The sequence below is a fragment of the Ruegeria sp. BC1 genome, from assembly GCF_056539305.1.
In genome coordinates this window covers 171,730-192,540 of sequence record NZ_JBQFUT010000002.1, presented here as the reverse complement: position 1 = coordinate 192,540, position 20,811 = coordinate 171,730, and the positions used below count along the sequence as shown (strand labels likewise).

21 protein-coding genes are annotated in these 20,811 nt (G+C 58.4%); 12 read left to right on the top strand and 9 right to left on the bottom strand.

What is annotated here, in order from left to right; all coding sequences use genetic code 11:
• The first annotated feature begins 93 nt into the window (after window positions 1-93).
• Complete coding sequence (locus tag ACR0IY_RS06655; protein ID WP_480671514.1) at window positions 94-2,139, top strand: acetyl-CoA carboxylase biotin carboxylase subunit; 2,046 nt, start codon at window positions 94-96, stop codon at window positions 2,137-2,139.
• Between the two features lie 76 nt (window positions 2,140-2,215).
• Here ACR0IY_RS06655 and ACR0IY_RS06650 read toward each other — a convergent pair whose 3' ends face one another.
• Window positions 2,216-2,662 (bottom strand): DUF4174 domain-containing protein, encoded by a 447-nt coding sequence (locus tag ACR0IY_RS06650; RefSeq protein WP_480671512.1) that lies wholly within the window; start codon window positions 2,660-2,662, stop codon window positions 2,216-2,218.
• Between the two features lie 131 nt (window positions 2,663-2,793).
• Between ACR0IY_RS06650 and ACR0IY_RS06645 the strand changes: the two genes are divergently transcribed.
• Genes ACR0IY_RS06645 through ACR0IY_RS06615 form a run of 7 tightly spaced genes read left to right on the top strand, consistent with a single transcriptional unit; the run spans window position 2,794 to window position 9,037 of the window.
• Complete coding sequence (locus ACR0IY_RS06645) at window positions 2,794-3,603, top strand: hypothetical protein (RefSeq protein WP_480671510.1); 810 nt, start codon at window positions 2,794-2,796, stop codon at window positions 3,601-3,603.
• Window positions 3,603-5,729, top strand: a complete 2,127-nt coding sequence (gene scpA, locus ACR0IY_RS06640; protein WP_480671508.1) for a methylmalonyl-CoA mutase — start codon at window positions 3,603-3,605, stop codon at window positions 5,727-5,729. Before ACR0IY_RS06645 ends, scpA begins: the two co-directional genes overlap by 1 nt.
• A 54-nt stretch (window positions 5,730-5,783) precedes the next feature.
• Complete coding sequence (locus ACR0IY_RS06635; RefSeq protein WP_480671506.1) at window positions 5,784-6,434, top strand: VOC family protein; 651 nt, start codon at window positions 5,784-5,786, stop codon at window positions 6,432-6,434.
• On the top strand, window positions 6,431-6,919 hold the full coding sequence (locus ACR0IY_RS06630; protein ID WP_480671504.1) for an N-acetyltransferase family protein: 489 nt from the start codon (window positions 6,431-6,433) through the stop codon (window positions 6,917-6,919). Before ACR0IY_RS06635 ends, ACR0IY_RS06630 begins: the two co-directional genes overlap by 4 nt.
• Window positions 6,920-6,964: 45 nt before the next feature.
• Window positions 6,965-7,645, top strand: coding sequence for a TerB family tellurite resistance protein (locus tag ACR0IY_RS06625; protein WP_480671502.1), 681 nt, complete (start codon window positions 6,965-6,967; stop codon window positions 7,643-7,645).
• Between the two features lie 4 nt (window positions 7,646-7,649).
• On the top strand, window positions 7,650-8,627 hold the full coding sequence (locus ACR0IY_RS06620) for an endonuclease/exonuclease/phosphatase family protein (protein ID WP_480671500.1): 978 nt from the start codon (window positions 7,650-7,652) through the stop codon (window positions 8,625-8,627).
• Window positions 8,628-8,665: 38 nt separating this feature from the next.
• Window positions 8,666-9,037, top strand: a complete 372-nt coding sequence (locus ACR0IY_RS06615; RefSeq protein WP_480671499.1) for a hypothetical protein — start codon at window positions 8,666-8,668, stop codon at window positions 9,035-9,037.
• 3 nt (window positions 9,038-9,040) lie between these two features.
• Here ACR0IY_RS06615 and ACR0IY_RS06610 read toward each other — a convergent pair whose 3' ends face one another.
• From ACR0IY_RS06610 to ACR0IY_RS06590, 5 genes are all read right to left on the bottom strand, one after another.
• The gene (locus tag ACR0IY_RS06610; protein WP_480671497.1) at window positions 9,041-10,585 is read right to left on the bottom strand and encodes a Ppx/GppA family phosphatase; all 1,545 of its coding nucleotides are present in this window, start codon (window positions 10,583-10,585) and stop codon (window positions 9,041-9,043) included.
• Between the two features lie 49 nt (window positions 10,586-10,634).
• The gene (locus ACR0IY_RS06605; RefSeq protein ID WP_480671495.1) at window positions 10,635-11,324 is read right to left on the bottom strand and encodes an HdaA/DnaA family protein; all 690 of its coding nucleotides are present in this window, start codon (window positions 11,322-11,324) and stop codon (window positions 10,635-10,637) included.
• Between the two features lies 1 nt (window position 11,325).
• Window positions 11,326-12,399, bottom strand: coding sequence for an AI-2E family transporter (locus ACR0IY_RS06600; protein ID WP_480671493.1), 1,074 nt, complete (start codon window positions 12,397-12,399; stop codon window positions 11,326-11,328).
• A 90-nt stretch (window positions 12,400-12,489) separates the two neighbouring features.
• Window positions 12,490-13,464 carry an isopenicillin N synthase family dioxygenase gene (locus ACR0IY_RS06595; protein ID WP_480671491.1) on the bottom strand — a complete coding sequence of 325 codons (975 nt, stop codon included), beginning with the start codon at window positions 13,462-13,464 and terminating at the stop codon, window positions 12,490-12,492.
• Window positions 13,464-14,828 (bottom strand): FAD-dependent oxidoreductase, encoded by a 1,365-nt coding sequence (locus tag ACR0IY_RS06590; RefSeq protein ID WP_480671489.1) that lies wholly within the window; start codon window positions 14,826-14,828, stop codon window positions 13,464-13,466. Before ACR0IY_RS06590 ends, ACR0IY_RS06595 begins: the two co-directional genes overlap by 1 nt.
• Before the next feature lie 166 nt (window positions 14,829-14,994).
• Between ACR0IY_RS06590 and proS the strand changes: the two genes are divergently transcribed.
• On the top strand, window positions 14,995-16,335 hold the full coding sequence (gene proS, locus ACR0IY_RS06585; RefSeq protein ID WP_480671487.1) for a proline--tRNA ligase: 1,341 nt from the start codon (window positions 14,995-14,997) through the stop codon (window positions 16,333-16,335).
• Window positions 16,336-16,392: 57 nt separating this feature from the next.
• On the opposite strand, the gene ACR0IY_RS06580 is transcribed toward proS, so the two are convergent.
• Entirely contained in the window at window positions 16,393-16,752 is a 360-nt protein-coding gene (locus ACR0IY_RS06580; protein ID WP_480671485.1) for a hypothetical protein, read from the bottom strand.
• A 476-nt stretch (window positions 16,753-17,228) separates the two neighbouring features.
• Between ACR0IY_RS06580 and ACR0IY_RS06575 the strand changes: the two genes are divergently transcribed.
• Entirely contained in the window at window positions 17,229-18,524 is a 1,296-nt protein-coding gene (locus tag ACR0IY_RS06575; protein ID WP_480672086.1) for a lipoprotein-releasing ABC transporter permease subunit, read from the top strand.
• Window positions 18,517-19,203, top strand: coding sequence for an ABC transporter ATP-binding protein (locus ACR0IY_RS06570; protein ID WP_480671483.1), 687 nt, complete (start codon window positions 18,517-18,519; stop codon window positions 19,201-19,203). Before ACR0IY_RS06575 ends, ACR0IY_RS06570 begins: the two co-directional genes overlap by 8 nt.
• On the opposite strand, the gene ACR0IY_RS06565 is transcribed toward ACR0IY_RS06570, so the two are convergent.
• Window positions 19,187-19,624 carry a DMT family transporter gene (locus tag ACR0IY_RS06565; RefSeq protein WP_480671481.1) on the bottom strand — a complete coding sequence of 146 codons (438 nt, stop codon included), beginning with the start codon at window positions 19,622-19,624 and terminating at the stop codon, window positions 19,187-19,189. The two genes, ACR0IY_RS06570 and ACR0IY_RS06565, sit on opposite strands and share 17 nt — an antisense overlap.
• A 92-nt stretch (window positions 19,625-19,716) precedes the next feature.
• Between ACR0IY_RS06565 and ACR0IY_RS06560 the strand changes: the two genes are divergently transcribed.
• A complete protein-coding gene (locus ACR0IY_RS06560) occupies window positions 19,717-20,121 on the top strand; it encodes a c-type cytochrome (protein ID WP_480671479.1) in 405 nt (134 codons plus the stop codon).
• A gap of 3 nt (window positions 20,122-20,124) precedes the next feature.
• Here the strand turns inward: ACR0IY_RS06560 and ACR0IY_RS06555 are convergent, their stop codons facing one another.
• A complete protein-coding gene (locus ACR0IY_RS06555) occupies window positions 20,125-20,811 on the bottom strand; it encodes a hypothetical protein (protein ID WP_480671477.1) in 687 nt (228 codons plus the stop codon).

The following is a 20,811-nucleotide window of genomic DNA, read 5'->3' as shown; positions in this document are numbered from 1 at the left end:
CGTCTCGACCGTCATCGCGCAAGACGCCGTCGCAGGGTTTATGCCTCGCGGCGGCGTTTTGCGTTTCCAGAACATCAAGACAAAGGACGTTCCATGTTCAATAAGATCCTGATTGCCAACCGGGGCGAGATCGCATGCCGGGTCATCAAGACTGCGCGTAAGATGGGTATTGGCACCGTCGCCATTTATTCGGATGCAGACAAGAACGCGCTGCATGTCGAAATGGCGGACGAGGCGGTGCATATTGGACCGCCGCCCGCGAACCAGTCCTATATCGTGATTGACAAGGTTATGGATGCCATTCGCCAAAGTGGTGCGCAGGCGGTGCATCCCGGATATGGTTTCCTGTCGGAAAACTCGAAATTCGCCGAAGCACTGGATGCCGAAGGCGTGGCCTTTGTTGGCCCGCCGGTGGGTGCGATTGAAAGCATGGGTGACAAGATCACCTCGAAAAAGATCGCCCAGGACGCGGGGGTTTCCACGGTCCCAGGATATATGGGGCTGATCGAAGATGCCGAAGAGGCGGTGAAAATCTCTAATGAGATTGGCTATCCGGTGATGATCAAGGCCAGCGCCGGTGGTGGCGGCAAGGGCATGCGGATCGCCTGGAATGACGAGGAGGCCCGTGAAGGGTTTCAGTCATCCAAGAACGAGGCCGCGAATTCATTTGGCGATGACCGGATTTTCATCGAGAAATTTGTGACCCAGCCGCGTCACATTGAAATTCAGGTTCTGTGCGACAGCCACGGCAATGGCATCTATCTGGGCGAGCGAGAATGCTCGATCCAGCGCCGTAACCAGAAAGTGGTGGAAGAGGCACCTTCGCCATTCCTTGACCCGGAAACCCGCAAGGCGATGGGTGAGCAGGCGGTAGCCTTGGCCAAGGCTGTGGACTATGCCAGCGCGGGGACGGTGGAATTCATCGTCGATGGCGACAAAAACTTCTACTTTCTCGAAATGAATACCCGCCTTCAGGTGGAACACCCGGTGACCGAACTGATCACCGGGGTCGATCTGGTCGAACAGATGATCCGTGTGGCGGCGGGTGAGCCCCTGTCGATCACACAGGATGACGTGACACTGACCGGTTGGGCCATCGAAAACCGTCTGTATGCCGAAGACCCGTATCGCAATTTCTTGCCGTCGATTGGTCGTCTGACCCGTTATCGCCCACCGCAGGAAACCGCAGCCGGTCCGATGCTGGTGAACGGCAAATGGCAGGGTGATGCGCCCGAGGGTGACGCAGCTGTGCGTAACGATACCGGCGTCTATGAGGGCGGCGAGATCAGCATGTATTACGATCCAATGATCGCCAAGCTGTGTACATGGGCCCCAACCCGCGAGCAGGCGATCGAGGCGATGCGCGTGGCTCTGGACAGCTTTGAGGTTGAAGGCATCGGTCACAACTTGCCGTTCCTGTCTGCTGTGATGGATCATCCGAAATTCGTCAGCGGCGGCATGACCACCGCCTTCATTGCCGAGGAATATCCCGACGGGTTCGAAGGCGTTGAGCTGCCCGAGGTCGACCTGCGCCGGATCGCAGCATCCTGTGCTGCCATGTACCGGGTTGCTGAAATCCGCCGTGCCCGCGTATCGGGCCGGATGGACAACCACGAACGCAAGGTTGGCAAAAGCTGGAACGTCGCGCTGCAAGGGCACGAGTTCGACGTCACAATCGAGGCAGACAAAGACGGTGCATCGGTCACGTTCAGCGACGGCGAAACCCTGCGCGTTGCATCGGATTGGACGCCGGGTGATCAATTGGCGATCCTGTCTGTGGGTGACAAACAGTTGGTCTTGAAGGTCGACAAGATTCCGGGCGGGTTCCGCATTCGCAATCGGGGCGCGGACCTGAAGGTGCATGTCCGCCGTCCCCGTCAGGCTGAACTGGCCAGGTTGATGCCTGAAAAATTGCCGCCGGATACCTCGAAAATGCTGCTTTGCCCGATGCCCGGCTTGATCGTGAAGATCGACGTGGAAGTGGGGCAAGAGGTGCAGGAAGGTCAGGCGCTGTGCACTATCGAAGCGATGAAGATGGAAAACATCCTGCGCGCCGAGAAAAAGGGCGTTGTCGCCAAGATCAACGCAGGGGCCGGTGACAGCCTCGCCGTGGACGACGTGATCATCGAGTTCGAGTGATCATGAGTGCGCTTTTGCCATATTCCCAACGCTCCCTAGCGCTCTGCGCCGGGGGCTATGGGTATGGCAAAGGCGCTCAACCGCCTTCACGTCGTTCGCGGATTTCGCGTTCGCGAAGGGGCGTTTTGTCGATGGACCGGCCGATCTCGCGAACGCTCCACGGCGATGGCTTGCGCAGCTTGACCACGCCATCCTTGTCGACAAACACCATCTGGAAACCGCGGGGGCGCAACTGCGACCGGATCGGGGACCGCGCCGACGGATCAGTATCCGTCAGCACTACGACATCGCGGTCGCGCATGGCCGCTTCGCCCTCGACCAGCATGTCGATCTGTTGCTGGAATCGAGGATCCGCAGGAGTGTCGGCAAAAACGACAATAGGTCTGTTGACCCACAGAAACTCGCTAAGGTCGCTGTCACCTGCGGGGCGGACAAATTCGTCTTCTGCCGGCGCGGACCCGTCAGCAGCCACTGCGGCCAGCGGGATTAGTGCCGAGAAAACAAGGGCAAGCGTTCGTGTCATGGGGCCTCCTGTTGATCTGAATATAGCCTCTGCGACGGGTAATGCGACCATTGGAATGCCACTGGCATTCAAAAAAGTGTTTAAAACGACAGCGCCCGGCCGGGTGCGCGTCAGTTTGGCAGGCTAGGCGCATGGACATTACCATTCATTTTGGAGCTCACCGTTGCGCCACAACCAGCTTTCAAGAGTATTTGCGCCATAACGCCCAAGTGCTCGAGCAACAGGGGATCGTTGTTTGGGGGCGGGACGTGATACAGGAAACTGGCCTGCATGGGCTGAAGTCCATGACACCTGCGACCCATGCCAAGCTGCAGCGTGAAATGGACCGGTCTCAGAACCAAGGCGTCAAACACCTGATCGTCACCGAAGAAAACTTCCTGGGCATGATGCCCGAGAACGTCAGCAAGGGTGAGCTTTACCCCAATGCCGGAACGCGAGCGCAATTGGTTTCTGAGGTTTTTGGTGATCGTGTTTCCAGAATTGTCCTGAACATTCGCGCGCTGAACACCTATTGGACCTCGGTTGCAGCCTACGCTGTGCGCAACAAATCGAGATTTCGGGCAAACATGCGTTGGGCGAAGGTTGCGCGTCATCCGCGAAGTTGGCGAGACGTTATCACTGAACTGAGGGGAGCCTTTCCGCAAGCCTCCCTTTTGGTGTTGCCGTTCGAGGAATTCGCCGGACGACCCGATCAGCAATTGGCCTCTGTCCTTGGTCTTCCAGTACCTCCAATGGCGTCTGACGTGTGGATCAACAAGGACGGGATTGAAAAAATCCAAGGGCCAAACAGTGCCCAGGAAATGAACCTTATGATGAAGTATGCGGATGATTTGTCGTGGCTGACATCAGGGGCTGATGGGTTGGCCTGTCTGTGCCTGCAACAGGAATTAGAGCGGGGCGCAGATACGCCCGCTGAAAGAATGGACGAGAGGAACACGTAATGACCGATACGAAGGACTGGCAGGCGCTGGCTGAAAAAGAGCTGCGCGGTCGCCCGTTGGACGACCTGACCAAGGAAACGCTGGAAGGCATCCACGTCAAACCGCTGTATACGCAGGTCGATACTGCTGAACTGCCGCATATGGGCTCACTGCCTGGGTTAGGGCCGTTCACGCGCGGGGTGAAGGCGACGATGTATGCGGGGCGTCCCTGGACGATCCGTCAGTATGCCGGGTTCTCGACGGCTGAGGAATCCAACGCCTTTTATCGCCGCAATCTGGCGGCCGGTCAGCAGGGTGTCTCGGTTGCGTTCGATCTGGCAACGCACCGGGGCTATGACAGCGACCACCCCCGTGTTGTTGGCGATGTGGGCAAGGCCGGTGTGGCCATCGACAGCGTTGAGGACATGAAAATCCTATTCGACGGTATCCCGCTGGACAAAGTCTCGGTGTCGATGACGATGAACGGTGCGGTGATCCCAATTCTGGCGAACTTCATCGTTGCAGGTGAAGAGCAAGGCCACGACAAATCGGTGCTGTCCGGCACAATTCAGAACGATATTCTGAAAGAGTTCATGGTGCGCAACACCTATATCTATCCGCCCGAGCCGTCGATGAAGATCATCTCGGACATTATCGAGTTCACCTCGAACGAAATGCCCAAATTCAACTCGATCTCAATCTCGGGCTACCACATGCAAGAGGCCGGCGCGAACCTGGTGCAGGAGCTGGCCTATACGCTGGCCGACGGGCGCGAATATGTGCGTGCCGCAACGCAGGCCGGGATGGACGTGGACAAGTTCGCAGGTCGTCTGTCGTTCTTCTTTGCCATCGGCATGAACTTCTTCATGGAGATCGCCAAACTGCGCGCTGCGCGCACGCTGTGGCATCGGGTGATGACAGATTTCGGTGCAAAGTCCGAGCGGTCCAAGATGCTGCGCACCCACTGCCAGACGTCGGGTGTATCGTTGCAGGAGCAGGATCCCTATAACAACGTGATCCGTACCGCCTACGAGGCAATGAGCGCGGTTTTGGGCGGCACCCAGTCGCTGCACACCAATGCTCTGGACGAGGCGATTGCGCTGCCCACCGATTTCTCGGCTCGTATCGCGCGGAACACCCAGCTGGTGCTGCAAGAGGAAACCGGCGTGACCGACGTGGTCGATCCGCTGGCGGGCTCGTATTACATCGAAAGCCTGACCAATGAGCTGATCGAAAAGGCCTGGGCCATGATGGAAGAGGTCGAGGAAATGGGCGGCATGACCAAGGCCGTTGCCTCGGGCATGCCCAAGCTGCGCATCGAAGAAAGCGCCGCCCGACGTCAGGCCATGATCGACCGGGGCGACGAGGTGATCGTCGGCGTCAACAAGTACCGCAAGGAACAGGAAGACCCGATCGACATTCTGGATGTTGACAACGTTGCCGTTCGCGAAGCTCAGGTCGCGCGGCTGGAACGTATCCGCGCCACACGGGACGAGGCCGCGTGCCAACAAGCGCTCGACGCCCTGACCACCACCGCCCGCGAGGGTGGCAACCTGCTGGCCGCTGCTGTCGAAGCCGCCCGTGCCCGCGCATCCGTAGGAGAGATCAGCATGGCAATGGAAAAAGAATTCGGCCGTCACCGCGCCGAGGTCAAAACTCTGGCAGGTGTCTATGGCGCCGCCTACGAAGGCGACGAGGGTTTTGCCGCGATCCAGAAGTCCATTGAGGAATTCGCCGAGGTTGAAGGCCGCCGCCCCCGCCTGCTGGTGGTGAAAATGGGGCAGGACGGTCATGACCGGGGTGCCAAAGTGATCGCGACAGCCTTTGCTGATATCGGGTTTGACGTGGATGTTGGACCTCTGTTCCAGACACCGGCTGAGGCCGCGCAGGATGCGGTCGATAATGACGTGCATGTGATTGGAATCTCATCGCAGGCCGCCGGTCACAAAACGCTGGCTCCGCAACTGGTTGAAGAACTAAAAAAGGCCGGGGCCGAGGATATCATCGTGATCTGCGGCGGGGTGATCCCGCAGCAGGATTACCAGTTCCTCTACGATCACGGGGTCAAAGCGATCTTTGGTCCGGGAACAAATATCCCCGAGGCTGCTCAGGACATCCTGCGTCTGATCGGTGAAGCCAAGGGCTGATATTCGACAGGGATATCAACAAATACCTTGTGATCCTTAGCCTTTGACGAAAACATGCGACCAGATCCGCAAGGAGCTGGTCGTTGTCTTAGGAGGGTGCGCGTGATTTTAGACCACCTCGCCGTTGCAGGCGAAACGCTTGAAGACGCTTCGGCACATATCGAACACGCTCTAGGTGTGCCACTGCAAGACGGAGGCAAACACGAAGCCTTTGGCACTCATAACCGCCTGCTGGGCTTGCGCGATGGTTTGTATCTTGAGGCCATTGCGATAGACCCAACCGCTCCAAGGCTGGAGCGGACGCGTTGGTTCGACCTCGACCGGTTTACGGGTAAACCGCGCCTGACCAACTGGATATGTCGGGTTGCGGACATCCACAATGCGCTGTCGGCCTTTTCCGATGGTGTGGGGCAGCCCATTGATCTGGCGCGGGGGGCGTTGCGCTGGCAAATGGCGGTTCCCCCCAATGGGCGGTTGCCTTTTGACAACCTGTTTCCAGCGCTGATCCAGTGGCACGGAGATCTGCATCCGGCCCGTATGCTGCAGGTCAGCGGCTGCCGGTTGCAGCGTCTGGTCGTGTATCACCCGGATGCGCTGGAACTGGCGCGATTGTTGGGGGATTTGGACCTCGTGGTGTTCGACACCGGCCCAGCCGCACTTCGGGCCGAGTTCGAAACGCCCCACGGCCCGCGTGTGCTGGTATGATTGTCCGGCAGGCGCAGACTGCGGACGCTACCGCAATCGCTGAGATCACCAATGCTATTATCCGCGATACGCTTGTTACCTTCACCACCGATCCACGTAGTGTCGAAAGCATCGCGGACGACATCAATTCCCGTGGTCCCGCATATCTGGTCGCCGAACGGGACGGGCGCGTTTTGGGTTTCGCAACCTACGGCCCCTTTCGAGCCGGGCCGGGATACGCGCACAGTCGGGAACATACGATTCAACTGGCCCCCGAGGCTCGCGGGCAAAGGGTCGGGCGGGCATTGATGGCGGCACTTGAGGCTGTTGCAAAGGATGACCGCATGCATGTGCTGGTGGCTGGCATCTCCTCGGCCAATCCAGCCGCGATTGCCTTTCACACGGCGCTTGGCTTTGCGCAGGTCGGTCGCATGCCCGAAGTTGGTTTCAAATGGGGCAAACGGCTGGATCTGGTGCTGATGCAAAAAATTCTTTCGATGGAGTGATCTGTCGCACCTGACAGGCGCGAATTGGGGCGCTAGGGTGCGCTCATGTCGATCTGGACCCGTATATCCGATGCGCTCAGCGCGCTTGCCCAGGGCGAAAGCCTTACCGCGGTTTTTGAGAAATTGCGCACGCCGCCGGAACGGTCGGTCGCGTTTACGATTGCCGTGATCGCGCTGGGTGCGAAAATGGCAAAGGCCGACGGGCAGGTGACCCGGGACGAGGTCACTGCGTTCCGTGATGTGTTCCAAATTGCCCGCGAGGATGAGGCTGGTGCAGCGCGCGTCTTTGACATGGCCCGTACCGATGTCGCTGGTTATCAGGATTATGCACGCAAGATTGCCCGGATGTTTGCCGATGATAGCACCACATTGTGCGATCTGATGGAGGGGCTGTTTCATATCGCGATGGCTGACGGTTTCTATCATCCCAACGAAAACGAGTTTCTCGAACAGGTCAGTCGCATTTTTGGCCAGACCGATGCGCAGTTCATGGCATTGCGAGAACGGTTCGTGCCCGATGCACCCAAAGATCCCTACACGGTGTTAGGGGTGCCACGCGACATGCCGTTGCCCGATATCCGCAAGGTCTGGCGACAACTGGTCCGCGAGACACACCCGGACGCGATGATGGCGCGCGGCGTACCGGAAGAAGCCATTCGCCTAGCCGAGAAAAAGATGATCGACATCAATCGCGCGTGGGACGAGATCAACGGCGCGCGGGCCTAAGGTCGTGCGGTTGGCAACCTACAATATTGAGTGGTTCGCCAACCTGTTTGATCGCTACGACGAATTGATTGTCGATGACGGCTGGTCAGGTCGCCACGACGTAACCAAGGCGCAGCAGATCGAAGCGATTGCAAAGGTACTGACCGCGGTCGATGCGGATGCGATTTTGATTGTTGAGGCGCCGAATACCGGTAAGACGCAGAATACCGTCCGGGCGTTGCAGAACTTTGCCGAGGCGTTTGACCTGCGCACCTCTCATGCGGTGATGGGGTTTGCCAACGATACGCATCAGGAACTTGCCTTGCTTTTTGATCCTGAGATGCTTCAGGCGCGCCACGATCCGATAGCAGGCGATGGCTCAGCCCCACGTTTTGACGATGTGTTTCACATCGACCTCGATATCGATGCGACCGAGGATCACGTGCAGTTTTCGAAGCCGCCGATGGAATTGGCCGTGCAGACCCGTACCGGGGCGCAATTGCGTTTGATCGGGGCCCATCTGAAATCGAAAGCGCCGCATGGGGCCGGATCGCGGGACGAGGCGATCCGTATCTCGATCGCAAACCGACGTAAGCAGCTGGCGCAGGCGGTGTGGCTTTCCCGGCGGGTCAAGGCGCATATCGCGGACAATGAACAGGTGATCTTGCTGGGTGATCTAAACGATGGTCCGGGGCTGGATGAGTTTGAGAACCTGTTTGGCCGGTCTTCCGTTGAGATTTTGCTTCGGGCCGGATTGTTCGATCCGCACGCGGCGGGGGCAGATCCCGCCCCGTCAACCGCCAGGTTCGCCCGCGAAGGCGGGCAGTACCTCGAGGCTTTGCTGGATTATATCATGATCAGTGAAAACCTGCGTACCCTGAACCCGACGTGGCGGATTTGGCACCCGTTCAAAGACGCCGGTTGCAGCGCCTCAACGGACTTGCAGCAGGCTTTACTGACGGCCTCTGACCACTTTCCCGTCACGCTGGATATTGATCTGTGATCTTTCCTCAGCGGGCCGTAACACCTATATTTGTTGTCATGAAACACCTTCTTACGATCTGTGCGATCTCTGTCGCTGTGACCTTTCCGGCTCATGCCGAGGAAGACACCGGCCAATCCCTGATGGAGCAGGGGGCCGAGCTGTTCTTTGAGGGCCTGCGTCAGGAAATGGCACCCACGCTTGAGGATCTGCAAGGGCTGGTCACTCAATTCGGACCAGCTATGCAGTCGTTCTTTGAAGAAATGGGTCCTGCCTTGGCGGAACTGGCGGGTGAGATTCAGGATTGGAGCGCGTATGAAGCGCCCGAGATGTTGCCCAACGGAGATATCATCATCCGTAAGAAGCCGCCGCAGGATCCACTGGAAACACCCGAGCCAACCGAAGATGATGACGGTGCAACCGAGATTTGACGTTCAGCGTTTGTAAATCACTCGGGTTTCAGATTCCAAAGCGTTTGCCAGTGAATTCAATCGGGATTCGGCCACTTCGTTGAAAAGTGGGCCGGTAGCCTTGGTCAGGTACAGCTCGAGTTTACGCTTTTTGGGGTAAAAGCGCAGCGTGCCCATCGTAGCGTCACTTTGCATCCAAAGCATGGCGCCGAACCGCATGGCTTTGCCCAGGATCTCGGCCTGTTTTTGTTCCTTCGCGTCCAGAAGTTTATACAACGGCTCGAACCTGTTGCCTTCGCGCTTGTTGCGGTAACGATGTTGCAGCGCCAGACCGATAAAGACCCGCTCGGAGTGTTTCAAGCCGCTCAGGTTGGCGCGGGTGACGTTGTCAAAGCAAACTTCGGCCCGATAATCGGGATGGGCGCGCCAGCTGACGTCGTGCAACAGACAAGCGGCCTTTATCAGCCGAATCCGAGCGGGGGGAGCCGATTTGAACAGCGGCATCACAAAGTCATACAGGTGTTTCCCGAACCCGGGCAGACGGGCATCCTTGGCCTCGGAAAACCGGCTTGCTTCGATCAGCGGATCACGGTCGCGAAGGTTTTGTGGCATCTGCTCGTACAGCAATCCTTCGCGGATACCATAGCTTGAGATTGCGATGTCTTTGGGCTTGAACGTGCGGATTAACCGTGCCAGCACGTCCATTGCGTATGGGATCAGCGCCATCCGCGAGCTGGAAACACCGGCTTGGCCGCGCAGTTTGTCGTGATCGCCTTTTTCGATGAATTTGATCGTTTCGTGAACCTGCTTGGTGGTCATGCGGTATTCATGCAGCACGTTCAGCGGATAGCCCCGGCGTAACATATCAAGGCGCGCAAAAGCCCGCCAACTGCCGCCCACAAGAAACAAACGATCACGTTGCGGACCCATTTGATCCCGCAAATCCTCCATCGTCGATTTGATATGGGCTTTACGAGCCCGGCGCCCGCCTTTGATGTCCCGCAGTTTCAGCGGCCCCAGCGGGGAGGTCACACGGCGCCCAACCTTGCCGTCGCCGATTTCGGCCAGCTCCATCGACGATCCGCCGATATCACAGATCAGCCCATAGGCCCCCGGCCAGCCCAACAAAACGCCTTGCGCGGACAATCGCGCCTCTTCCCCGCCGTCGATGACCGAAACAGTCAGGCCGGTTTCCGATTTGACCTGTCTGCAGAAATCCGGCCCGTCTTTGGCTTCGCGCACGGCAGCGGTCGCCACAACGTGCAGACCCGGCAACCCCAGATCATCGGCCAGACGTCGGAAGCGATGCAAAGCTGACAGCGCTCGTTCGCGCCCGCGCGGGTTGAGGCGACCGGTTTCCGACAGCCCAGCCCCTAGTTCGCACATCACCTTTTCATTGTAAAAATAAGCAGGCGACCGCGCCGCGCCGTCAAAGATCACCATCCGAACCGAGTTCGATCCGACATCGACAACACCCACGCGCGACAAAGCGCGCGCCTCGGGATTGTCAAACAATGGTTTTCCGAAAGGTCCCCAGTCCGGAATCTCGGTTTCGACTGTCTGATCCATATCTCTTCCAGATGTTCCCTTCGCAGTTTGCGAAATCATCAGTTACCGGTCAATTGTCGGGTTCGAAATCAACCGGAGCCGAATTCAGAACCCTGACCGCGAGCGTTCGGGTGATCTCACGCTTTTCAGACAGGGCAATTTGATCCAGCCGCGTCACGACCTCGGCGGCGGTCTCAAAACGGCGATCCATGTGCTTGACCAGATAGGCGATCACTTCGGGGCCGGGGTTGAGCTGCCGGTCGATGAACAGCTTTGCCAGGACGGCCCCCAGCAATGCGTCATCCGGCGGATCCAGGGCAACATGATGCGCGCCTTCGATGCGGCTTTGCAGGTCCGGCAAGGGCAACTGCCAAAGTTTCGGCACCAGCCGACCTGTCATCAGCAACGCATGACCTTCGGCAAGCACCAGATTGTGCAGGTGGAACAGAGCTTTCTGCTGTTCTGGATCGTCCGCGATCCTCGGAACGTCTTCGACCGCAATGGCCGTTTGGGCCAGATCGGGTACGTCTTCGTATCGTAAATCGCGTGCCTGAATGATGCGGCCACCGGTTTCTCCGGCCCAGACATGGGCCAGATGTGTCTTGCCTGCGCCGGCAGGGCCGCTGAGCACCAGTTTGTTGCCGGGCCAAGACGTGGCCGAGATCATGGCAACGGCCAACGCATTGGCGGGTGAGACAAAGAAATCCTCGCGACCCAGCGCAGTTTTGGCCGGTAGATCAAAGCTTAGCTGACGGGCCATATCACTCTTGTTCCTGGTCCAGACCTTCGAGGCCAGTGTACAGACGGCTGTCCAGATAGACCGAGGTCGCAAACCGTGCCACGACACCCAGCGCAGCGGCCACAGGCACCGCGACCAACATGCCAACAAAGCCGAACAGCGCGCCAAACACTGACAACGCGAGCAGCAGCCAGACCGGGTGCAGGCCAACCGAGCTGCCAACCAGTTTGGGGGTCAGGAAATTCCCCTCGGTCACCTGACCCAGTGCAAAGATACCGGCGACCAGACCGATCTGGACCCAATCCCCCCAGAACTGGAACAGGGCCAACCCGATCGCCAACGATCCGCCGATCAACGCCCCGAGATAGGGGATAAAGGTCACAAGGCCAGCGATGAAGCCGACAATCAGACCGAATTGCAGGCCGACGATCATCAACGCCACAGCGTAGTAGGTACCCAAGATCAGGCAGACGGTGCCCATACCCCGCACGAACGAGGCCAAAACAGCGTCAATTTCGCCAGCCAGACGTTTGATCGTCGGGGCGTGGTCGCGGGGCAGCAGCTCTCCGATGCGGGCAATCATGCGATCCCAGTCCAGCAACATGTACACGGTGACCACAGGTACAATGACCAACAGAACAACGACGTTGATAGCCGAGCCCAGCGACGCGGCAACGGATTGCAGGACATCGCCGGTTTTGGACTGCAACGTTTCACCCAGCGACACGAGAAATTGGTGTGAACTGGATTCAGTGTCCAGCAGGGACGGGAATTGCTTTTCGATAAAGCCGCGCAGTTGCTTGAGCAGGCTGGGCATCACCTCGACCAGATCAATCAACTGGGTGATCAGCGCCGGTACCACCATCAGGACCATCAGCACAAAGCCCAGAATGCCGACAATAGTGATGATACCTGTCGCGGCCATCCGTGACAGCCCCATATTTTCCAATCGGTCGGCGATGGGATCAAGGAAATATGCGATGGCCCCGCCGATCACGAAGGGCAGAAGAACGTCGCCAAGTGCCCATAACAGCAGCACAAAAACAGCAGCGACTATGCCCCAGTACCTGAGCTGATCCTTTACCGGCAAAGCCATAGCTGTCCCCTTGTTTTCGGCTCTTGCTGGTGTTCTTGGCGTATGCTGCCCCATGATGCAAGGGCTTCATGCCCGCGTGAATTCAAGCCGCTAGTCGCTGAGAGTGCCTAGTTCGGGTGTGGCGTCATGCGCTGTTTCGTCCGGCCAATTGGTGCGCCATATTTCGGCGGACCAGTGACCGCAGTGCACTGATGGTCGGTCAAAGCCGGGCAGGGGGGCAAGCAGGGGTTCAACTGTCACATCATGGCGCGGAACGGCGAAATAGGGAAACGAGTAACGCTCTTTGCCCGAGCGGTTGACCACGCGGTGTGGTGTGGATTTCAACCGCCCGCCCGACCACAGCTCCAGCATATCGCCAATATTGACGATAAAGCCGCCCGGCGGGCAGTCCGGCGTGATCCAGCCACCATCGCGGGCCTGAACCTCGAGCCCTCCCACCGGATCGGGGGCGATGATGGTCAGCGCGTCTGTGTCCTTGTGGGGATGGATGCCATAGCCGCCCTCATCCTCGGCCTGAGGGGGGTAATGCAGCAGGGTCATGTTGGTCATCGGGTCGCGGAAGGCGTCGCGCAACTGACCGGAGGGTAGGCCTAGCCCGGCCTCAAGCGCGCCCAGCAACATGCCGGTTACGCGGTCCAGTTGCGCCCAATAGTAAAGGATGACCGCTTTGGCCGCGGGTACCTCTCGCGGCCAGATATTCGGGCCGTACAATGCACAATCAATGCGAATAGGGGCATGCGCGTCCGTTTCGCAATGTAGTTTGTAGCCTTCGTACTTATCTGCCTTGCCGGACCCGTCATTTGGCGTGAAGAATCCCATGGGGATGAAGCCGCGATAGTTGTCGCGGGTAATCGCCTGATCCCATTTGGAGGATTCTTCGATCCCAAAGATGGATTGAACGCAGCTGCGTACGTCTTGGACCGCGGCCACAGGGATGCCCGTCCCGGTGATCGACAGAAACCCGATATCGGTGCAGGCTTCCATCACCTGCTGAACGGTCCGGTCATAGCTCGCGTTTGCGGGATCGCTCAACGGGGCGATGTCGATTGTGGGGATGTGTTCCATCAGTGAATCCTAACGCCCTGTCGGTCCAGTTCAGCGTGAACGGGGCTGAGGTTCATCTCATGGATGTCCTGATTGCTTTTCAGAGAAAGGGCTGCCGCAATGCCCGCGCCCTGACCCATGACGGCGCAACAGGCCATGTTACGGGTCGCAGCATGGGCGACCTTGTCTGCGCCGTGTGACCGGCCCGCGACCAGTAGGCCTTTGATACCTTTTGGCAGCATCGAGCGGTAGGGAACCTGCATATACCGGCCTGTGGTGGGCAGGATCAAGATGCCGTACCCGTCGATGAATTCGGGGTAGATGCCGATGGTGTCCTCGAACCGGCCCTGATGGCGGGCATCGTTTTCGGTCATGTTATACACTGCGTCGATCTTGCGGGTGTCGCGGATGCCGATGGACATGCCGAAGTTCCGCAGCCGCGCGTCTTTGCAGCCTGGCATGAACCGGCGCAGCGCCTCAATAGCGAGCATGGTCTGACGGCGGCCTTCAATCTCGCCCTTGGTCAGACTGTCGGGGTCGGTGCCGTCGATTTCAGCCAGATGAATCAGGTTCATATAGGTCAGCTCACCCGAGTCGTGCACCGCACCCCAGGTGCCCGCAATGGTGTTGAGGTGCGGCGGGATCAGACCCTCTTCGATGGCCTGTTGAAAGGGCTTTTTGACGAAGGGCGAGAACATGTCGTCTTCTTTGCCTGAGGTTTCGATGTTCCATTCGCCGCCGCCGCCCCAGTCCTTGTAGGTTTGCGGATCGGCCTTGACGCCCTCCATGAACGCGCGCTTGTCGACGCCAGCCAAATGGAACATGACCGATGCCGCCATCATTCCTTCACGCGCCGTCTTGTGGGTGGGCGCGCCCGCACGATGCGCCACATCGGCATCGCCGGTGGCATCGATGACTACCTTGGCCAGTATCGCCTCTCGCCCTGCTTTGGATTCGGTGATGATGCCGGTGATCCGGTCGCCCTCCATGATCGGAGCGACAAACTGACGGTGCAGCATCGGGTGCACGCCAGCCTCTTGCACAAGCTTGTCAGCGACCAGCTTGAACCCCTCGCTGTCCAGCTCGTAACTCAGCGACTGGCTTTCGGGCACTGCCGCGCCCATGTCCTTGGCGCGGGTCTCGAACTCCATGCCGATGCCACCAGCCTCGACCGTTTGTTCGTGGCGATACCAGGCAAAGCCTTCGACACCCACAGCAGTGATGTTGCCGCCCATGCAGCCGAAGCGATCGACCAGAGACACCTCGGCCCCGGCGCGTGCCGACGCCAGCGCCGCTGCTAAACCGGCCGGGCCGGAGCCGACGACCAGGACGTCCGTCTTATGGACAACTGGAATTTGGCGGGCGGGTTCCTGGATAGTTTGCATTTGCGCCTCGTGCAGTCATGTTTGCAGCAACATTTCGGTTTGCGACTGGCGGGTCAATCAAGATTCCGACGGAACAGGGGTCGCAAAACGTCATTGTATGATTGCCCCCGGCGGGGCTTTGGCATAATCACCCTTTTGTTGGAATATCACCCCAAAAGGTTACGTTATGCGCCTCAGTCGTTACTTTCTGCCCGTTCTCAAGGAAAACCCGTCCGAGGCTCAGATCGTCAGCCACAGGCTGATGCTGCGCGCCGGGATGATCAAGCAGGCATCCGCCGGGATTTATTCCTGGCTGCCGCTGGGCTTCAAAGTACTGCGCAAGCTGGAAAACATCATCCACGAGGAACAGGCGCGCGCTGGTCATATCGCGATCCAGATGCCTATCATCCAATCAGCGGACCTTTGGCGCGAATCCGGTCGGTACGATGATTACGGTCAGGAAATGCTGCGTATGAAGGATCGCCACGAGCGCGACATGCTGTTTACGCCTACGGCCGAAGAACTGGTGACGGATATCTTCCGCGGTCACGTCAACAGCTACAAAGACCTGCCGCTGACTCTCTATCAAATCCAGTGGAAATTCCGCGACGAAATCCGCCCGCGTTTCGGCGTGATGCGGGGGCGCGAGTTCTATATGAAGGACGGCTACAATTTCGATCTGACCAAAGAAGACGCGCTGCATGCTTATAACCGCCACTTGGTCAGCTACTTGCGCACATACGAGCGAATGGGCCTGCAAGCCATCCCGATGCGCGCCGATTCCGGACCCATCGGTGGCGATGACACGCACGAGTTCCTGGTGCTGGCTGAAACGGGCGAGTCCGAGGTTTTCTATGACAGCGCCGTCACCGACCTGACCTTTGGGGATCGCCAGATCGACTATGACAACCGCGAACAGTGTCAGGCGATCCTTGAAGAGTTCACGTCGAAATACGCCCGTACCGACGAAACTCATGACGAGGCGCTGTTCAATCAGGTTCCCGAAGATCGTCGCCGCGTGGCGCGTGGGATCGAAGTGGGCCAGATCTTCTATTTTGGCACCAAGTATTCCGAGGCGATGGGCGCAACCGTGCAAGGCCCCGATGGCAAACCAGTTCCGGTCCACATGGGCAGCCACGGCATCGGCGTCAGCCGCCTGATCGGCGCGATCATCGAGGCCAGCCATGACGACAAGGGTATCATCTGGCCCGAAGGCGTCACTCCGTTCCATTGTGGGATCGTCAACCTCAAGCAGGGTGATGACGAGGCCGATGCGGCCTGTGATAAGATTTACGGTGCACTGACAGCCTTGGGACTGGAGCCGCTGTATGATGACCGCAATGAGCGGGCAGGGGGCAAATTTGCCACCATGGACCTGATCGGTCTGCCGTGGCGCATCACTGTAGGTCCGCGAGGTCTGAAAAATGGTGTGGTCGAACTGACCAGCCGCCGCACGGGCGAAAGCGAAGAACTGAGCCCCGAGGCCGCAGTAATCAAAATTGCTGAAATTTATAAGAACATCGCCTGATCTGACCGGCGTGCCGGGTATTCCCCTGCTAGGGTTAGATCAGGTTGGGCGGCGAAATTAAGCCTTGCCAACCGTTGGGCGTGCGATCAACAGATCGCCGTCCGCCTGGCTGCCACGTGCCACGACGATTGGGCGTCCCAGACGCAGCACAAGGTCTCTGAAATCAAATCCCAAGAACCTTAATCCGCAGACCCGGTCACCGGTGTCGCGGTCTGTGACGCAAAGCCGTCCCTGCCGAAAGGCAAGGCGATAGCCTTTGTCCCTTAAGATGTCTGTCAGGCTGCTCCAGCTTACGGCGCTGGCGAATGCCGGGCGGATGGTGGCACGCAGCAAAGCCGCTGTTTCACAATCCAGTTCAGATGACGCTGAATGGGCCGAAATTGTGCCCGCTTTGTTAGTTTCCAGTTCAATACTCATGAGCGACCCCCGCTCTTTAAATAATCTTCCCCCTATTCACAGGGTGACAAAGTTTTCCAAAATAGGCAAAACACGAAATAATATTGCGTATAAAATGTTGCATTTTGAGACCAGTTTGACCTGTAAAGTTCACATTGACTTCATAGCTGAAACAATAGGGCGCTGTCTGTGAATGGGTTCACAACTGCGGGTTTAATTGGTGCCTTTGCGATCTCCTTTAACCCGCGCAAGTCTTTGCGCAATCAGGGTATTTTGATTCGTTTTGTATGAGAGTCAGGCGCAAGTTTAGGTGATGTGGAGCTTTCAGGGCATCAAAAACGGCTTAATAAATGGACTGATACACAGCCTCGCGCAGGTGAAGACGAACCTTTAAAGCGGGGGTTGGATTGGCGTGCACCCGCAAGTGATTGAGAACCGGCTTGACCATCCGACGAAATGCCGAAAGGGTCGCGCAAACCGAAAATACCGGAGCAGTTATGGCCAAGACGCCTCCGCCCTTTGCCCCATTTGAATGGAAAATCGCCTGGCGATACCTGCGCGCGCGCCGTGCCGAAGGCGGTGTCAGCGTGATGACCTGGATATCGCTGATCGGGATTACACTGGCGGTGTTTGCATTGATCGCCACCCTGGCTGTTCGATCTGGGTTCCGATCCGAATTTGTTGGCACCATTCTAGGGGCCAATGCTCATGTCACGGTCTATTCCGCTGGCAACTTCGATGCACAGGGGCGTCTGGACCGCACTATTGAAAATTATGATGATGTCGCGGAACGCATTGCACAGGTGCCGGAGGTGCAGCGGGCCGCGCCTCTGGTCAAAGGTCAGGTTCTGATCACCAATCGCGAAATCAGCAGCGGGGTCGAAGTGTACGGTATTCAGCCGGACGATCTGCTTGACCTGCCGGGCATTGCCGAAAGCGAACAAGCGGTGGGTGATCTGTCCGAGTTTCAAAATAGTCAGGATGTGATCGCCATCGGTTCAGGCGTGGCGCGTAGTATCGGTGCCACTGTGGGGGATACGGTCAAGGTTACCTCGCCCAACGGCGTGAAGACGGCCTTTGGAACCTCGCCGCGCGTGAATGCGTATCGGGTGGTCTATGTATTCTCGGCCGGGCGCTACGATATCGACCGCACGCGGGTGTATATGCCATTCGAACAGGCGCAGAGCTTTTTCAACCGCGAAGGCGTGGCTGATGAGATCGAGGTCATGGTCGACAACCCCGAAGACCTTACACCCGTACTTATTCCAATCATCGAGGCCGCTGGAGAGCGTAGTCGGATCTGGACTTGGCAGGACGCCTCGGGCGGGTTCCTGCGCGCGCTTGAGGTCGAGGACAACGTGATGTTCATCATTCTCTCGATCCTCGTGTTGATCGCTGCGATGAATATCGTCTCGGGCCTGATCATGCTGGTCAAGAATAAGGGGCGCGACATTGGCATTCTACGGACTATCGGCCTGAGCGAGGGGTCGGTTCTGCGCGTGTTCTTCATTTGCGGCGCGTTCACCGGGATCATTGGCACCGTTTTGGGTGTGGTTCTGGGCTGTCTGTTTGCGATTTATATCGATCCAATCTTCTCGTTCGTAAACTACATCATGGGCGGCGGGGTTTGGGACCCATCCATTCGTGGTATCTATGCGTTGCCCGCCGAACTGCATTTGTCGGATGTGCTCAAGGCGATTGGATTGTCGCTGGGCCTGTCCTTCTTTGTCACGTACTTCCCCGCCCGCCGCGCGGCGCGGCTGAACCCGGTTGAGGCGCTGCGCTATGAATGATGTGACGATGCGGCTGAACGGCTTGACCAAGACGTATCTGAAGGGCACGCCGGGTGAGGTTCAGGTGCTGCGGGGTGCGGATCTGGAACTGCGCGCAGGTGAGGCTGTGGCGCTGGTCGCACCATCCGGGGCGGGCAAGTCGACCTTGCTGCACATTGCCGGATTGCTGGACACGCCCGATTCTGGATCGGTCGAAATAGCCGGACAGAACGCAACCGGCAAAGGTGATCGTACCCGAACCGCACTACGACGGCGGGACGTAGGGTTCGTTTATCAGTTTCACCACCTGTTGCCCGAATTTACCGCGTTGGAAAACATCACTCTGCCACAACTGGCAAATGGCGTTTCCGAAAGGGCCGCGCGGGAAAGGGCAATGTCCCTGCTGGGGCGCGTCGGTGTTGCTGCGCGCGCAGATCACCGCCCGGCGGCTTTGTCGGGGGGCGAACAACAGCGCGTGGCCTTTTGCCGGGCGCTGGCGAACAAGCCGCGTGTCCTGCTGGCCGACGAGCCGACGGGCAACCTCGATCCCGAGACTTCGGATCAGGTGTTTGACGCATTGATGGCGCTCGTTCGGGACGAGGGGCTGTCGGCGCTGATTGCCACGCATAACATGGACCTGGCTGCGCGGATGGACAGAAAGCTGAGGCTGGAGGCGGGATTGCTCAGGCCAGTTGAGTGATCGCGACGCCGATTGCCATCACGGTGATTCCGCCTGCACGTATCCAAGTCAGCGGCGTGACCTGAGCGCCGAACAGGCCAAAATGGTCGATCGCTGCGGTGCTGATCAACTGACCCAGCAGCACAAAGAACACCGCATTTCCGACGCCGAAATGCGGGGCGACATGGGTGATCGACAGCACGTAAAAGGCAACAAGGACGCCTCCTAGTAACAGGTGTTTGGGGGCTGAGGCGACTTTGGACAGCGGCCCGAAGCCGGGAAACAGCACCATAACCAGCGCGGATGCGCCAAACGCGATGGCGAACAGGACCACGGCGGCCACGGTTGGCGATCCGATCAGCTTGCCCAATGCGGCGTTCAATGCCGCAAGGATCGGCACGCCGATCCCGGCCGCCAGCATGATGGCTGCATATTGTGTCATTGCCTGTCCCCTCGTGCTTCGTTGATCTGGATCATTGCGCCAAGCGGGTCTTCGGGCAAGCCTGCAAATGTCAATCGTGACAGGAGGATGCAATGACCAGACCGCTATTGAATGCCCTTGCAATCGGGGCGCTGATGACGGCCTCGCAGGGCTTAGCGCAGGATGTGGGTACCGGGGCTGAGCTGTATCAGCACTATTGCGCTACCTGTCATGGGATTGACGCAACTGGGCATGGTCCGATGGCCGGGGTGTTGGTCATTCAACCCGTCGATCTAACCCGGCTGGCCGGAGAGAACGGGGTCTTCCCTACTGCGCGGGTCGTGGCACGGATCGATGGGCGCGATCCTCTGGTTAGTCACGGCAGTCCGATGCCGGTTTATGGGCCGTATTTCGACGGTCAGGATACCTCGATGAAAACGCCCGAGGGGCAGCCGATCCTGACCAGCCAGCCGATCGTCGATCTGGTCGCCTATCTCAAGACGTTGCAGGCTAAATAGCACCTATCGGCAAATACCTTCGATTTCCGCGCCGTCCCACGGAATGAGGATGTCAAGTTCGCGCTGTTGTTGGGGCAGGGGGGACAGATCGAAATGTGCGCCCAGCATGTCGTGCAGCCGCTGCGTGCGAGGGGCCTTGGGGTCCAGCGCCCGGCAGCAGATATATTCCTCGACGATAGCCCCCTGTTGTTCGAACCCGTAGGACAGGAAATCGGACGAGGTTTCGATGTCGAACAGATAGGGGTCCTTGTTGCCACCATGTTCCGCCGCGGCGCGCAGCGGGTGGTATCCGGTGGTTTTTCGGTTCTGCCATTGCCAGACATGGGTCAGCTCGTGCGCCAGTAACATGGCGGCGATCAGGTTCATTTGATCAGGGTAGTCGGACAGATAATCTTCCAGGTACCAGTCCTGCGTGAAGTAGACTTTGTTGAACAGGGCGACCGCCGCGGGTTTCGCCGTTACGATGCCCTCTTTAGGTGGCGGAAGAATGCGTTCGCGACAGGCAAGGCGCGGGCGTTCTTTGCGGTAGAAGGTGATCGGCGCCACGGGGGCACCTTCGACCAGACGCACCCGGTCCAGATCCAATGTCTCGCCCTGTACGGTAGAAGCAAAGGCGCGCTCCTGATCCGTCAGCGGACGACCACAGGAGGCCAGCAATAACAAACACGTCATCAAAATGCGCCAAGCCAT

Excerpts from the sequence above, each read along its gene's own strand:
- ACR0IY_RS06605 (WP_480671495.1), bottom strand. The coding sequence starts at position 11,324 with ATGGCCCGTCAGCTAAGCTTTGATCTACCGGCCAAAACTGCGCTGGGT.
- ACR0IY_RS06645 (WP_480671510.1), top strand. The coding sequence starts at position 2,794 with ATGGACATTACCATTCATTTTGGAGCTCACCGTTGCGCCACAACCAGC.
- ACR0IY_RS06575 (WP_480672086.1), top strand. The coding sequence starts at position 17,229 with ATGGCCAAGACGCCTCCGCCCTTTGCCCCATTTGAATGGAAAATCGCC.
- ACR0IY_RS06600 (WP_480671493.1), bottom strand. The coding sequence starts at position 12,399 with ATGGCTTTGCCGGTAAAGGATCAGCTCAGGTACTGGGGCATAGTCGCT.
- ACR0IY_RS06625 (WP_480671502.1), top strand. The coding sequence starts at position 6,965 with ATGTCGATCTGGACCCGTATATCCGATGCGCTCAGCGCGCTTGCCCAG.
- ACR0IY_RS06570 (WP_480671483.1), top strand. The coding sequence starts at position 18,517 with ATGAATGATGTGACGATGCGGCTGAACGGCTTGACCAAGACGTATCTG.
- ACR0IY_RS06610 (WP_480671497.1), bottom strand. The coding sequence starts at position 10,585 with ATGGATCAGACAGTCGAAACCGAGATTCCGGACTGGGGACCTTTCGGA.
- ACR0IY_RS06630 (WP_480671504.1), top strand. The coding sequence starts at position 6,431 with ATGATTGTCCGGCAGGCGCAGACTGCGGACGCTACCGCAATCGCTGAG.
- ACR0IY_RS06635 (WP_480671506.1), top strand. The coding sequence starts at position 5,784 with ATGCGACCAGATCCGCAAGGAGCTGGTCGTTGTCTTAGGAGGGTGCGC.
- proS (WP_480671487.1), top strand. The coding sequence starts at position 14,995 with ATGCGCCTCAGTCGTTACTTTCTGCCCGTTCTCAAGGAAAACCCGTCC.
- ACR0IY_RS06560 (WP_480671479.1), top strand. The coding sequence starts at position 19,717 with ATGACCAGACCGCTATTGAATGCCCTTGCAATCGGGGCGCTGATGACG.
- ACR0IY_RS06650 (WP_480671512.1), bottom strand. The coding sequence starts at position 2,662 with ATGACACGAACGCTTGCCCTTGTTTTCTCGGCACTAATCCCGCTGGCC.
- ACR0IY_RS06655 (WP_480671514.1), top strand. The coding sequence starts at position 94 with ATGTTCAATAAGATCCTGATTGCCAACCGGGGCGAGATCGCATGCCGG.
- scpA (WP_480671508.1), top strand. The coding sequence starts at position 3,603 with ATGACCGATACGAAGGACTGGCAGGCGCTGGCTGAAAAAGAGCTGCGC.
- ACR0IY_RS06590 (WP_480671489.1), bottom strand. The coding sequence starts at position 14,828 with ATGCAAACTATCCAGGAACCCGCCCGCCAAATTCCAGTTGTCCATAAG.
- ACR0IY_RS06595 (WP_480671491.1), bottom strand. The coding sequence starts at position 13,464 with ATGGAACACATCCCCACAATCGACATCGCCCCGTTGAGCGATCCCGCA.
- ACR0IY_RS06615 (WP_480671499.1), top strand. The coding sequence starts at position 8,666 with ATGAAACACCTTCTTACGATCTGTGCGATCTCTGTCGCTGTGACCTTT.
- ACR0IY_RS06555 (WP_480671477.1), bottom strand. The coding sequence starts at position 20,811 with ATGGCTTGGCGCATTTTGATGACGTGTTTGTTATTGCTGGCCTCCTGT.
- ACR0IY_RS06580 (WP_480671485.1), bottom strand. The coding sequence starts at position 16,752 with ATGAGTATTGAACTGGAAACTAACAAAGCGGGCACAATTTCGGCCCAT.
- ACR0IY_RS06565 (WP_480671481.1), bottom strand. The coding sequence starts at position 19,624 with ATGACACAATATGCAGCCATCATGCTGGCGGCCGGGATCGGCGTGCCG.